The 11,383-nt window shown below is 72.3% G+C and carries 12 protein-coding genes; 8 read left to right on the top strand and 4 right to left on the bottom strand.

From position 1 onward, the window contains the following. Nucleotides 1-56: 56 nt before the first annotated feature. Both ACZ4SF_RS11890 and ACZ4SF_RS11885 read right to left on the bottom strand, forming a co-directional pair. Nucleotides 57-920: a helix-turn-helix domain-containing protein gene (locus tag ACZ4SF_RS11890; protein WP_468381761.1), complete on the bottom strand. Its 864-nt coding sequence runs from the start codon at nt 918-920 to the stop codon at nt 57-59. A gap of 99 nt (nt 921-1,019) precedes the next feature. After that, nucleotides 1,020-1,847, bottom strand: coding sequence for a helix-turn-helix domain-containing protein (locus ACZ4SF_RS11885; RefSeq protein WP_468381758.1), 828 nt, complete (start codon nt 1,845-1,847; stop codon nt 1,020-1,022). A gap of 147 nt (nt 1,848-1,994) precedes the next feature. On the opposite strand from ACZ4SF_RS11885, the gene ACZ4SF_RS11880 reads away from it, so the two are divergent. From ACZ4SF_RS11880 to ACZ4SF_RS11865, 4 genes are all read left to right on the top strand, one after another. Continuing rightward, the gene (locus tag ACZ4SF_RS11880) at nt 1,995-2,300 is read left to right on the top strand and encodes a 4a-hydroxytetrahydrobiopterin dehydratase (protein WP_468381755.1); all 306 of its coding nucleotides are present in this window, start codon (nt 1,995-1,997) and stop codon (nt 2,298-2,300) included. A gap of 5 nt (nt 2,301-2,305) precedes the next feature. Continuing rightward, nucleotides 2,306-3,055: a class I SAM-dependent methyltransferase gene (locus ACZ4SF_RS11875; RefSeq protein WP_468381752.1), complete on the top strand. Its 750-nt coding sequence runs from the start codon at nt 2,306-2,308 to the stop codon at nt 3,053-3,055. A gap of 461 nt (nt 3,056-3,516) precedes the next feature. Continuing rightward, complete coding sequence (locus ACZ4SF_RS11870; protein WP_468381749.1) at nt 3,517-4,188, top strand: hypothetical protein; 672 nt, start codon at nt 3,517-3,519, stop codon at nt 4,186-4,188. Between the two features lie 440 nt (nt 4,189-4,628). Next, nucleotides 4,629-5,561: a class I SAM-dependent methyltransferase gene (locus tag ACZ4SF_RS11865; RefSeq protein ID WP_468381746.1), complete on the top strand. Its 933-nt coding sequence runs from the start codon at nt 4,629-4,631 to the stop codon at nt 5,559-5,561. A gap of 82 nt (nt 5,562-5,643) precedes the next feature. On the opposite strand, the gene ACZ4SF_RS11860 is transcribed toward ACZ4SF_RS11865, so the two are convergent. Beyond that, nucleotides 5,644-6,531 carry an AraC family transcriptional regulator gene (locus ACZ4SF_RS11860; RefSeq protein ID WP_468381743.1) on the bottom strand — a complete coding sequence of 296 codons (888 nt, stop codon included), beginning with the start codon at nt 6,529-6,531 and terminating at the stop codon, nt 5,644-5,646. 77 nt (nt 6,532-6,608) lie between these two features. Here ACZ4SF_RS11860 and ACZ4SF_RS11855 point away from each other — a divergent pair, with 77 nt between their 5' ends. From ACZ4SF_RS11855 to ACZ4SF_RS11845, 3 genes are all read left to right on the top strand, one after another. Further along, on the top strand, nt 6,609-7,463 hold the full coding sequence (locus ACZ4SF_RS11855) for an alpha/beta fold hydrolase (RefSeq protein WP_468381740.1): 855 nt from the start codon (nt 6,609-6,611) through the stop codon (nt 7,461-7,463). Nucleotides 7,464-7,481: 18 nt separating this feature from the next. Further along, nucleotides 7,482-8,744: an FAD-dependent monooxygenase gene (locus ACZ4SF_RS11850; protein ID WP_468381737.1), complete on the top strand. Its 1,263-nt coding sequence runs from the start codon at nt 7,482-7,484 to the stop codon at nt 8,742-8,744. Between the two features lie 201 nt (nt 8,745-8,945). Continuing rightward, on the top strand, nt 8,946-9,653 hold the full coding sequence (locus ACZ4SF_RS11845) for an SDR family oxidoreductase (RefSeq protein ID WP_468381735.1): 708 nt from the start codon (nt 8,946-8,948) through the stop codon (nt 9,651-9,653). 13 nt (nt 9,654-9,666) lie between these two features. Here the strand turns inward: ACZ4SF_RS11845 and ACZ4SF_RS11840 are convergent, their stop codons facing one another. Then, entirely contained in the window at nt 9,667-10,362 is a 696-nt protein-coding gene (locus ACZ4SF_RS11840) for a glycoside hydrolase family 75 protein (RefSeq protein WP_468381732.1), read from the bottom strand. Nucleotides 10,363-10,583: 221 nt separating this feature from the next. Here ACZ4SF_RS11840 and ACZ4SF_RS11835 point away from each other — a divergent pair, with 221 nt between their 5' ends. Next, nucleotides 10,584-11,195 (top strand): hypothetical protein, encoded by a 612-nt coding sequence (locus ACZ4SF_RS11835; protein ID WP_468381729.1) that lies wholly within the window; start codon nt 10,584-10,586, stop codon nt 11,193-11,195. The last annotated feature ends 188 nt before the right edge of the window (nt 11,196-11,383 follow it).

Genomic DNA, 11,383 nt, shown 5'->3' with positions numbered 1-11,383 from the left:
GCCGGACCGGCACAGGGGCGGCGATCCTCAGGGGGCACGGCGGGCGTGCGCCGGGCTCAGATGGTGTCGCGGTACTCCCGCAGCATCTGCAGCGTGCGCTGGGCGGAGGCGGCCCGGGCCGTCATGTGGTCCAGCACTTCCAGGTGTGCTGCGACCTCCCGGCGCGAGTCCAGGTAGAGGGCGCCGGTCAGGTACTCGGTGAACACCATGTCCGGCAGCTCCGGCTCGGCGAACCGGAACAGCGTGAACGGCGCGTACGTCCCCGGATGCGGACCCGACGCGAACTCGGCGACCTGCAGCGTGACCCGGTCCCGTGCGGCGTACCGCAACAGCCTGTCGAGCTGGTCCCGCAGCACCTCGGGATGCATGCTGACCGGGCGTCTGAGCACCGTCTCGTCCATGATCACCCACAGGTGGGGCGGGTCGTGCCGCTCCAGCAGCCGCTGCCGTTCCATGCGCAGTGACACATGCCGCTCGACCGACTCCGGCGAGGTCTGCCCTATCGTCCCGGCCTCCATCACCGCCCGCGCATACGCCTCGGTCTGCAGCAGCCCCGGTACGAAGTGCGGCTCGTAGGAGCGGATGATCCGGGCGGCGCCCTCCAGGCTGACGTACAGGCTGAACCAGTCCGGCAGTACGTCGTGGAACCGCTGCCACCAGCCCGGCTGGTTCGCCTCCTCGGCCAGCCGTACGAACGCGTCGGCCTCCTCCTCGCTCACCCCGTAGGTGGACAGCAGCACCTGCACGTAGGGGATCTTCAGCGCGACCTCGGCCATCTCCATCCGCCGCACGGTCGCCGAGGCCACCCTGAGGACGCGGGCGGCCTCCTCCCGGCTGAGCCCCGCCGCCTCGCGCAGTTCCTGCAGCCGCTTGCCGAGGACCACCTGGCCCACGGTGGGGGCAGCCCGCCGCTCACTCACGCCACGCCTCCCCTGTGCGCCGACGAACGCGGGCAGCAGTCTGTCACGTGACGGCGTCCCGCACACGGGGCCGAGACGACGCACCGTGCGGTTGGCGGGTCAACCGGCCAGGGTGTGCAGGTACTTGGCGGTCGCCGGGTCCGCCGGCAGGAACGTCTCGATGGCGAGTTCCGCCACCGTGACGTCCATCGGCGTGTTGAACGTGGAGATCGAGGACACGAACGACAGGGTCCGGCCGTCGTGCTCGATGCACATCGGCAGCGCGAAGTACGGTACGGGCTCGGCCGGTTCGGCGTCGGCAAACTCCTCGGGCACCGGGTAGGCCGCCACCTCCTCGTACAGGCCGCGGAGCCGGTCCGAGCGGTGCAGTGCGATCTCCCGCTCCATCTGCGCCAGCAGATGCCCGCGCCACTCCCGCAGATTCCGGATGCGCGGCGCCAGCCCCTCCGGGTGCAGCGTGAGCCGCATCGCGTTCGGCGCCGGGACCATCAGCTTCTCGGGCACGCCCTCCAGCAGCATCGCGATGCCCCGGTTCGCGGCGACGACCGTGTACCCGGCGTCGACCACCAGCGCGGGATAGGGCTCGTAGCCCCGGATGAGACGCTCCATGCCGTCACGCAGCGCGTCCAGCGCCGGGTCGTCCAGCGGGGTCTCCGGAAAGCGCGGGGCGTAACCGGCCGCCAGCAGCAGGGCGTTGCGCTCCCGCACCGGCACCTCCAGCTGCTCGGCGAGCCGCAGCACCATCTCCTCGCTCGGCCGGGACCGGCCCGTCTCGACGAAGCTGATGTGCCGTGCGGAGGAGTCGGCCCGCAGTGCCAGTTCCAGCTGGGAGATGCGGCGCCGTTCCCGCCAGGCGCGCAGCAGCGGGCCGGCACCCTTGCCGGTGACGGCGGCGGAGGCGGTCGGGCCGGACGCGACGATCGACATACCGTCCGACCCTAGTCGAGGACGCCGGTACGCGGGAACGAGCCGCTGGTCCGGCAGGGTGTGCCGGGAACGCGTCGGCATACCGCCCGCAGCACCGGCGTGGCACGCTGAGTCCGTAACCGGCACATCACGGAGGGAGTCCCGGCCATGGCCGTCGAACCGCTGTCGCAGAAGGAGATCGAGGACCGGCTGGCCGAACTGCCCGGCTGGTCGGTGGACGGCGACCGCCTCACCCGCGCCTACCGGCTCGGCTCGCACTTCGCGGCGGCGGCGCTGGTCGTGCACATCGCCGGCATCCAGGACGAGCTGGACCACCACTCCGACCTCACCCTCGGCTACAACACCGTCTCGCTCAGCGTGAACACCCACAGCGCGGGCGGCGCCGTCACCGAGAAGGATTTCTCTCTCGCCCGTAGGGTGGAGGACGTCGCCCCAGGTCACGGAGCACACTGAGCGATGTGCTCGACTACGAGAAGGAAGCCGACGGTTATGACGCCCTGCGCGGCGGCGAGGCCCGCGCCGAAGCGGCCGCGCAAGCCGTTCTCGGTCTGACGCCCACAGGAGCGGGTCGTCTCCTCGACGTCGCGTGCGGCACCGGGATCGTCACCCGACGGCTCACCGCCGCCCGCCCCGGCCTGCGGGTGACCGGCGTGGACCTCACCCCCGCCATGGTCGGCAGGGCGGCGGTCCGGCTGCCCGGCGCGGTCGTCCGGGCCGACAGCCGCCGGCTGCCCTTCCGCAGCGCCACCTTCGACGCGGTCACCTCCATCTGGCTGCTGCACCTGCTCGCCGACCCGGAGGACGTACGGGCGGTCGTCGCCGAGTGCGCGCGCGTGCTGCGGCCCGGCGGGATGTACGTCACCACCGTCGACAAGGCCGCCGCGCACAACGTCGGCAGCGACATCGACGCCGTCCTCGCGGCCCGCCCCCGCCGCCCCGCCGCCGACGCCGCGGACACCGTGACCGCCCACGCCGTGCGGCACGGACTCCGGCCGGCCGGCGAGACCGCGTTCCGCGGCACCGGGCAGGGCCGCAGTCCCCGCAGCACCATCGCCGACCTGCGCCGTGGCTGGTTCACCGTGCTGCCGCCGGGCGATCCGCGCACCGAGGAGTTCGCCGCGCGCCTGGCCGAACTCCCGGACCAGGACCGTCCACGCACCGACCCGCGCTTCCGGGTACTCGCCTTCCGCAAACCGGCAGACGACTGAAACCGGCAGGCGGCGGAAACCGGGACGGCGGAAACCGGGACGGCGGAAACCGGGACGGCGGAAACCGGGACGGCGGAAACCCGGACGACGGAAACCCGGCCAACTCCCGTGCCGTAGGCGGCGGCCGAGGGGCCCGCCCATGCGGTCCGGTGCGTCATGGACCCAACGCCGCCTCGCCGACCGGGCATGCGTTCGCCGTACCTCATCGGCCGGACAGTCACGACGGTCAGCGTGCCGCAGGTGACCTGCCCCGGGGGCGTCATGCGAGGCCTCGAGCCTTCGGGCCGGGGTGCGTCGTCGGCCGGCGGAACCTGCCCCGGTCTCGTGGTTCGCACCTGCTGAGCTGGGCGGATTCGTCGACATCGGGGACACGATTTGATCACAGGGCCTTCATATTCCGCTTGAAGGAGGGATCATTTAACTCTCAACAACGTCCTAGGGGGGACCCGATGAGCACAGACATGACACCACCACCTCCCATGCCGGGCTACGGACCGGCGTTCCCGCCGCCCGTGCCGCCGAAGAAGCCCCGCACGGCCCTTGTGGCCGTGGCGGCGGCCGTCGCGGCGGCCGTGGTATCGGCCCTCGTCACGGCGGGCGTCGCCGGCGACTCCGAAGCCGAGCCGGCGCCCACCGTGACCGTCACGAAGACTGCTGCCGCGGACGATGACGCCGGCTCGGCCGACGACGCCACGACGGCCGACGACGAGGCCACGTCGACCGCGGAGGAGGACAGCGACGGGGTCTACGCTCTGGACGACACCGTCGTCTACGACCCGGGCATCGAGGTCAGCCTCACGGGCCTCAAGCGGTCCGTGACCGGTGAGTACGCCGAACCCGAGAACACCCCGTACCTCCAGTTCACGGTGAGGCTCAAGAACGGCGGCAAGAAGGCCTTCGACGCCACGCAGCTCACCGTCAACTGCTCGTACGGGCAGAAGGGCAAGACCAGCGACTCGGTCTTCGACTCCGACGCGGGCCTGGAGGGCGGTCCCGAGACGAAACTCCTCGCCGGACGCTCACTCGACGTGCCCTGGGGCTGCGAGCTTCCCAAGGGTGAGAAGCTCATCCAGATCGAGGTCACGCCCGACTTCGAGTCCGACGCGGCGATCTTCACCGGGACCGTCAAGTAGCGGTGCGGGCGGGGGCGCAGCCCCGGGCGGCGTCCCCGGCCGGCAAGTCCCGGTCGTGCCGGCCGGACCGGGACCCTGCGCCTTCCCAGCCGTTCGTCGGCTTCCGGCCGCCCGGACGGGCGTACACCGGAGTCCAGCCGTCGAGGGGGCCGTACCGCGGTGGGTGGCGGTGAGGCCGGCGGTGCAGCCGCAACGCCGGCCTCCGGCGCAGCCGCAACGCCGGCCTCCGGTGCAGCCACAACGCCGGCCTCCGGCGCAGCAGCAACGCCGGCCTCCGGCGCAGCCGCAGCGCCGGCCTCACCGGCCTCCGGCGCAGCCGCAACGCCGGTCGTCGGTCCGGTAGTCGACGGCGCACCGGTTTTGCCGTTCCGGCAACAGCGCTGGCCTCCGGCCGGGATGCCGCCGCACGCTGGCCGCATCCCGAGGAGAGGCTGACCACCATGGCGCACGATCACCACGACCAGCAGCACGCAGGCCACGGACACGGGCACGGCCGCGGGCACGAGCAGGGGCACGGACATGGTCACGGCACCGACATCGACTGGAACGAGATGGCCCCCCTGCTGGAGTCGCAGGCGGAGCTGTTCGCCCCCGTCTACGAGCGGGCCATGGCATGGCTCGCGGCCGAGGTGACCGAGCCGGGTCTGATCGTGGACGCGGGCAGCGGGCCCGGAGTCGTCACATGCCTGTTCGCCGAGGCGTTCCCCGGTGCCCGGGTCGTCGCCGTCGACAGCACGGCCCCGCTGCTGGAGCGCGCCCGCGCCCGGGCCGCCCGCCAGGGCCTGGCCGACCGCTTCGACACCCTGGCCGGTGAACTGCCCGGAGTGCTGAAGGAACTGGACCGCCCGGCCGACCTGCTGTGGGCCAGCCGCAGCCTGCACCACCTCGGCGACCAGCGGGCCGCACTCGCCGCGTTCGCCGAGCGTCTCGCCCCGGCCGGCACCCTGGCCCTCCTCGAAGGCGGCCTGCCGTCCCGCTTCCTGCCCCGTGACATCGCCATCGGCCGCCCCGGACTGCAGGCGCGGCTGGACGCGCTGGAGGAGGAGTGGTTCGCCAGGATGCGGGCCGACCTGCCCGGCTCCGTCGCCGTGACCGAGGACTGGGCCGCCCTGCTGACCGCCGCCGGCCTGGAGCGCGCCCAATCCCGCACGTTCCTGCTCGACCTGCCCGCCCCGCTCGGCGACCGGGGCCGCGCCTACGTCATCGCCCACCTGACCCGTCTGCGCGAGGGCCTCGGCGATGCCCTGGACGCCGAGGACCGCGCCACCCTCGACCGCCTGCTCGACCCGTCCGACCCCGCGAGCGTGCACGCACGGCCGGACGTGTTCGTGCTGGGCGCGTACACCGTGCACACGGCGGTCCGTCCCGTGTAGGCCCCGGCGTCCCCGTTCGGACACCGGCCGCGGAGCAGGCCGCAGGGAGCGCGGCGGGCGCCTTTCGGCAGTGGTGGCCCTCTCACCTCCGGCCGGTGACCGAGCCGGAGGTCCGGGAGACGCGAGGCCCGGCGGGTGTTCCGCGGCTGGGCCATGCGATGTCGTCAACGGCGAGAAACGGCTCGCCGGCCACGGTCGCGGGCGTCGCCCCGGTGAACGCCATGACATCCCGGTGCAGGTGGGACTGGTCGGCGTAGCCGGCGTCGGCCGCGACTCGGGCCGCACCTTCACCCGCGACCAGGCGGTGGGCGGCGTGGTCGAAGCGGACCAGCTTCACGGCGCGCTTGGGCGGCAGGCCGAGCTGCGACCGGAACCGGGACCACAGGCGCTTGCGGCTCCATCCGACCTCGGCCGCGAGTCCGTCGACCCGGGCCAGGCCACGGCTGGCGACGATCCGGTGCCAGGCCCAGGCCACCTCCGGGTCCACCGGTGGCCCCGCCTCATGCCGGCGGGCGAGCAGCGCGTCCGTCAACGCGAAGCGATCCTGCCACGACGAGGCATCGCCCAGTCGCTCGCGGATCCGGGACGCCTCCGGGCCCCACAGGTCGCCCAGGGACACGACGGCGCCGTCGAGGTCGGCCGGGGAGGCGCCCAGAACCGCGCGTGCGATCACCGGGGACAGGCGCACCTGCACGCACTCGACGTTCTCTCCCCGCGCCCGGACCTCGCCTCCGGTCCCGAGCCCGGGCCCGGCGACGACGCTTCCCCGCTGCTGCTGCCCTGCGGCACCGTCGAGGACGGGCGAGCCGGCGCCGAACTCCAGGACCAGTGTCACGGCCGGGTGCGGGACCATCCGGAGCGCGGCCAGATCCCGGACACGGAATCCGGCCATGGTGAGACCGGCCACCCTGCTGGGCCGCTGCGGGCATGCGACGTCCCACACAGCCGCACCGTGCATGAAAGTCCGCACCGTCCCATGCTACGTGAGCCGGCTGCGGGGAACATTTGTCCAATCCGGCGGCGGGGCCCGGCGCCGACAGTGGGCTCATGACTGTTTCTGACGGCGGACCGCACGTGAACGGCGGGAAGGCCACCGAGAGTTCGACCCTGTCACTGGACGACGGCGACATCCACGTGTGCCAGGACGGCCCCCGCGACGCCCCCGCACTCCTGCTCATCCACGGGTCCGCGTCCTCGGCCCGCTCGTGGGACTCGCTGGTTCCGATGCTGACCGGATCTCACCGCGTCATCCGGATCGACCTGCTCGGGCACGGCCGGTCGGCCAAACCGGCCGACCGCAGCTACGCGCTCCCGGAGCAGGCACGCCGGGCCGGAGCGGCACTGGACCGGCTCGGCGTCGAGCACGCCGTGGTCGCAGGTCATTCCAGCGGCGGCGTGGTCGCCGTCGCCCTCGCCGAGGAGCGACCCGACCTGGTGACCGCGCTCGCTCTCATCAACACCGGACCGAGCCTGGACGCCTTCATCGCACCGCGGTCCGCCGAAGCCGGACTCACGCAGTGGCCGCCGACCGACGAGCAGATCCACCGGTTCGCGAGCACCGGTGTCAGCCGCGTGGGCTACCAGATCCCACCAGAGCTGCTGGACGAGGTGCGCTGCATGACCCACCACTCGTTCAGCACGACGATGCAGGCCACCCGCGCCTACCTCGAGCAGCAGGCGCTCCCGGACCGGCTGACCGCCCTCGGCAAGCCGCTACTGGTGGTCTTCGGCGAGGACGACCGCAGGTGGCGATCCTCGTCCGCCGCCGACTACCGCGCCGTTCCGCGCGCGGAAGTCGAGTTGCTGCCCGGTCTCGGCCACTCACCCATACTCGAGGATCCCCCGCGGACCGCCACCCCACTGCTGGCCTTCACCACGATCCATGCCGCGCGGGTGGACTGAATGACCAGGAGGGGTGCGATGCGGATTCTCGTCTCCGGCGCCAGCGTCGCCGGTCCCGTGCTGGCGTACTGGCTGACCAGGCACGGCTTCTCCGTCACCGTCGTCGAACGCGCGCCGACTCTGCGCAAGACCGGCGGCCACGCGGTCGACCTGTTCCGGCACGCGATGAACATCTCGGAGAAGATGGGCGTGCTCCCGCGCGTCGAGGAACGGGCCACCGGCACCAGCCGGATGACTGTCCACCAGGAGGGCGCACGACGTCCCGTCCGGGTGGACCTCTCCAAGATCTTCAGTGCCACCTCCGACCGGCACGTCGAGATCATGCGCGACGACCTGAGCGAGATCTACTACGACGCCGCACGCGACGACGTCGAATACATCTTCGACGACTCGATCACCGCGATCTCGTCCGACGGCGAGGTGCGGTTCGAGAACGCCGCGCCGCGACGCTTCGACCTCGTCGTCGGCGCGGACGGGCTGCACTCCAACGTGCGCCGTCTCGTCTTCGGTGACGAGTCCCGCTTCAGCGCCTTCACGGGGGCCTGCCTCGGGGTGCTGACCCTGCCGAACGTCTCCGGGCTCGACGGCGAGCTCCTCATGCACGTCGGCGTCGGCCGCACCGCCGGCATGTACGGCGCGCAACACCTCGGCGACGCACGGGCGTTGTTCCTGTTCCGGAGCGAGCGCGAGCTCGACCACCACCACGACGTGCCCCGGCAGAAGGAGTTGCTGCGCGGTGCGTTCGACGGCATGCACCCTGACGTGGACCGCTGGCTGGACGAACTCGACCGCACCCCGGCGTTCTACTTCGACTCGATCACCCAGCTCCGCATGGACACCTGGTCGCGGGGGAGGGTGACGCTCGTCGGGGACGCGGGCTACTGCCCCGGTCCGGCCGTCGGCGGCAGCACCAGCCTGGCCGTCGTCGGAGCGTACGTCCTCGCCGGGGAGCTTGCTCGGGCGGGCGGTGACCACGAGCGTGCCTTCCCCGCCTACGAGCGTGCGATGGCGGAGGCCGTGCGTGGCAGCCGTGCGGCCGCGCTCAGCGCGGCGAAGACCCTGATCCCCACCTCACGCCTCGGGGTGCGGGGACTGGCCCAGGGTGCCCGCCTGATCTCCGCCCTGCCCGCGGGGCCCAGCCGCGCCCTGCTCCGTCTCACCGCCAGGAGTGCACGCCTGCACAACTCCATGACCGTCGACGACTACCCGCCGTCGCCCACCGCGGCACGAGGCCGGGCCGGCCTCGTGGGCGGCCCCGGAGGCGGGCCCGGGGTGGAGTGAGAAGGGTGCGCCGCGAGGTTGTCATGCCACCGTGGCGCTCCGCCCGTGACGGATCGTTCCTCGCTGTCGGCTTCGTCCACGAGGGGGGCCGCCGCTCCCTGCCCTCCGGGTCGATCGCCCCGCCCAGGCCGGCACTTGACTTCGAGTGCTCTCCAGGTGATGGACTGCGGGGCGTCCATCGGCATACGGGGGGAACCACTCATGACCACGAACGATGCTCCGGTCGCACTCATCACCGGCGGCGGCAGCGGGATCGGTGCCGCCGTGGCGCGGCAGTTGCTGGATGCCGGACACCGGGTCGCCGTCACGGGGCGCGGAGAGCAGCGGCTGCGGGAGTTCGCCGAGACGGTGGGGGACCCCGAGCGGCTGCTGACGATCGCCGGGAGCGCGTCGGACTTCGGCGACGTACAGCACGCGGTCGGCCTCACGCTCAAGGCGTACGGCCGGCTGGACACCGTCGTCGCCAACGCCGGCTTCGCCACTCATGACACCGTCGCCGACGGAGACCCGGCCGGCTGGACCGAGATGGTGCTCACCAATGTGCTCGGTCCCGCGCTGCTCGTGCGTGCCTCCGTCGACGCACTGAAGGAGACCCGCGGCCGGATCGTCCTCGTCGGCAGTGTCGCCGGGTTCGTCAACACCCCGGGCAACATCTACGGTGCCACCAAGTGGGCGGTCACCGGTCTCGCCGAGAACACCCGGCGGCAGGTCACCGAGTTCGGCATCGGGGTCACGCTGGTCGCCCCCGGCCGGGTGGAGACGCCCTTCTGGGACGGCTACGGCAGCCTGCCCCCGGGGCACCTACTCACCGCGGACCAGATCGCCGACTCGGTCGTCTGGGCGATCCGGCAGCCGGCCGGGGTCGATGTGAACACCGTCGTGATCCGTCCCCTGGGTCAGCCCAACTGACCTGCGGTGATGCTCAGTTGTTCGCGAGGAACTGCTTGGCGAGCTGGTCCCCGAGGGAGACGGCGGCGCTGTGGCTCTCGATGGGGGAGACCTTGGAGTTCTTGAACAGGATGTAGGTCACGCCCGAGTCGGTGCCCCCGGTCTCCGGGTCCGGGTCGATGCCGAGCGCCTTGGCGGTGGCGTACGAAGCCTCGCCGATGATCTTCGTGGGACCGGTGTCGCCGACGACGGCGTACTCGACCTTGTTGTTGTAGACGACCGCGACCACACCGCCGCCCTTGATGCCGGCGCCCGAGTAGTTCCAGATGCTGCTGGAGCTGGGCACCACGACGTACGGCAGCGTCTCCGCCTTCAGCGGCTTGCCGTCGGACTGGTGGAAGGCAGTGTCGTCCTGGTACCAGGGGTCGCGGTTCTCGTTGCAGTTGGTGGTGCGCTGGCCGTCGCAGTCGATGTCCATGTCGGCCTTCCAGAACACCGCGCCGTTCTTGCCGCACACGGGAATCGTGGCCGAGGTCTCGTCGTCGGTCTTGTACTTGCCGTTGGAGATCTGTGCACAGCCCTGCACCTTGGCGAGCAGGTCGGCCGCGCTGACCGTGCCCTCCTGTGCGGACCTGGGCGAGGCGGTGGCGGAGGCGTGCGCGGGGAGGAGTCCGGCGGCGAGCAGGGCGGCGCCGGAGGCCGCGGTGAGGGTCAGGGTTCGAAGGCGCATGGGGGACACCCTTCTGTTAGGAAAGTTTCCTTACCGGGTGCCGTACACCGTGACCCTGTCGCCATGCCCTCGTCAAGCCTTGGGTTGCGAACGGCTGAATCCCGTGCGCATTGCGGTGACTTCCTTCGGCGGTGAGACTGATGGGGTCGGATATCCCCCGTTCGGGGGTATCCGCCCAGTCCGATGCTGCCGGCGGTCACACTCCCCGGGAGGCGAGGCTCATGTTCATACGCACGGTGTACGCGACCGGCGATCCGGCGCTGCTCGACACGGCCGTCCGTTCCCTGAACAGCGGCGGGCGAGATCTCCTGGAGGAACGTCCCGGATATCGCGGGGCGGGCGTGTTCGCCGACCGGGACCTCGGCAAGCTCTTCGCGGTGAGCTGGTGGGAGACCGAGGACGCTCGGCGCAACAGCGACGAGGTGATGCGTGAGCGGCGTGGGGCCCTCCTGGAGCCGTTCGCCGGCACGGTGGCGGTCGCCAACTTCGAGGCCGCCGTGGTGCACCAGGTGCAGCATCCCCGGCAGGGCGGCGGTCTGCGTGTCGCCAGGATGGAGTTCGATCCGCCGGACGGGGACCTGGTCATCGACACGTTCCGGGCGACCGTGGTGCCGCGGGCCGAGTCCCTGCCCGGCCTGGCCAGGACGTCCCTGCTGATCGACCGCGAGCGGGGACGGGCCCTGGCCGGTGCCCTGTTCGTCGACCGGGCCTCGCTGGCGGCCTCCCGCGCCGCCATGGCGATGGCACGCCACGAGGCCTCGGCGAAGGCGCACGTGGACGTGGTCGGGCTGGAGGAGTTCGAAGTGGTGTACGCGGACGTGTGGCTGGACTGAGCAGCCCTCGAGCCGTACGACGAGCCGCCGCGCCGTAGGACAGGGCCCGTGCCGCCACGCCGTACGACCGGGCCGGCGGCCTCCGCCGCGACGCGAGCGGCCGTGGGGGGGGGGGGGGGGGGGGGGGGGGGGGGAGGGGGGGGGGGGGGGTGGGGGGGGGGGGGGGGGGGGGAGGGGGGGGGGGACAC

It is taken from the genome of Streptomyces sp. NPDC027663 (assembly GCF_055566415.1).
Note: the sequence above shows the minus strand (reverse complement) of the source record. Positions and strands in the feature narration are given on the sequence as shown.

Excerpts from the sequence above, each read along its gene's own strand:
- ACZ4SF_RS11850 (WP_468381737.1), top strand. The coding sequence starts at position 7,482 with ATGCGGATTCTCGTCTCCGGCGCCAGCGTCGCCGGTCCCGTGCTGGCG.
- ACZ4SF_RS11880 (WP_468381755.1), top strand. The coding sequence starts at position 1,995 with ATGGCCGTCGAACCGCTGTCGCAGAAGGAGATCGAGGACCGGCTGGCC.
- ACZ4SF_RS11855 (WP_468381740.1), top strand. The coding sequence starts at position 6,609 with ATGACTGTTTCTGACGGCGGACCGCACGTGAACGGCGGGAAGGCCACC.
- ACZ4SF_RS11840 (WP_468381732.1), bottom strand. The coding sequence starts at position 10,362 with ATGCGCCTTCGAACCCTGACCCTCACCGCGGCCTCCGGCGCCGCCCTG.
- ACZ4SF_RS11865 (WP_468381746.1), top strand. The coding sequence starts at position 4,629 with ATGGCGCACGATCACCACGACCAGCAGCACGCAGGCCACGGACACGGG.
- ACZ4SF_RS11835 (WP_468381729.1), top strand. The coding sequence starts at position 10,584 with ATGTTCATACGCACGGTGTACGCGACCGGCGATCCGGCGCTGCTCGAC.
- ACZ4SF_RS11845 (WP_468381735.1), top strand. The coding sequence starts at position 8,946 with ATGACCACGAACGATGCTCCGGTCGCACTCATCACCGGCGGCGGCAGC.
- ACZ4SF_RS11885 (WP_468381758.1), bottom strand. The coding sequence starts at position 1,847 with ATGTCGATCGTCGCGTCCGGCCCGACCGCCTCCGCCGCCGTCACCGGC.
- ACZ4SF_RS11870 (WP_468381749.1), top strand. The coding sequence starts at position 3,517 with ATGACACCACCACCTCCCATGCCGGGCTACGGACCGGCGTTCCCGCCG.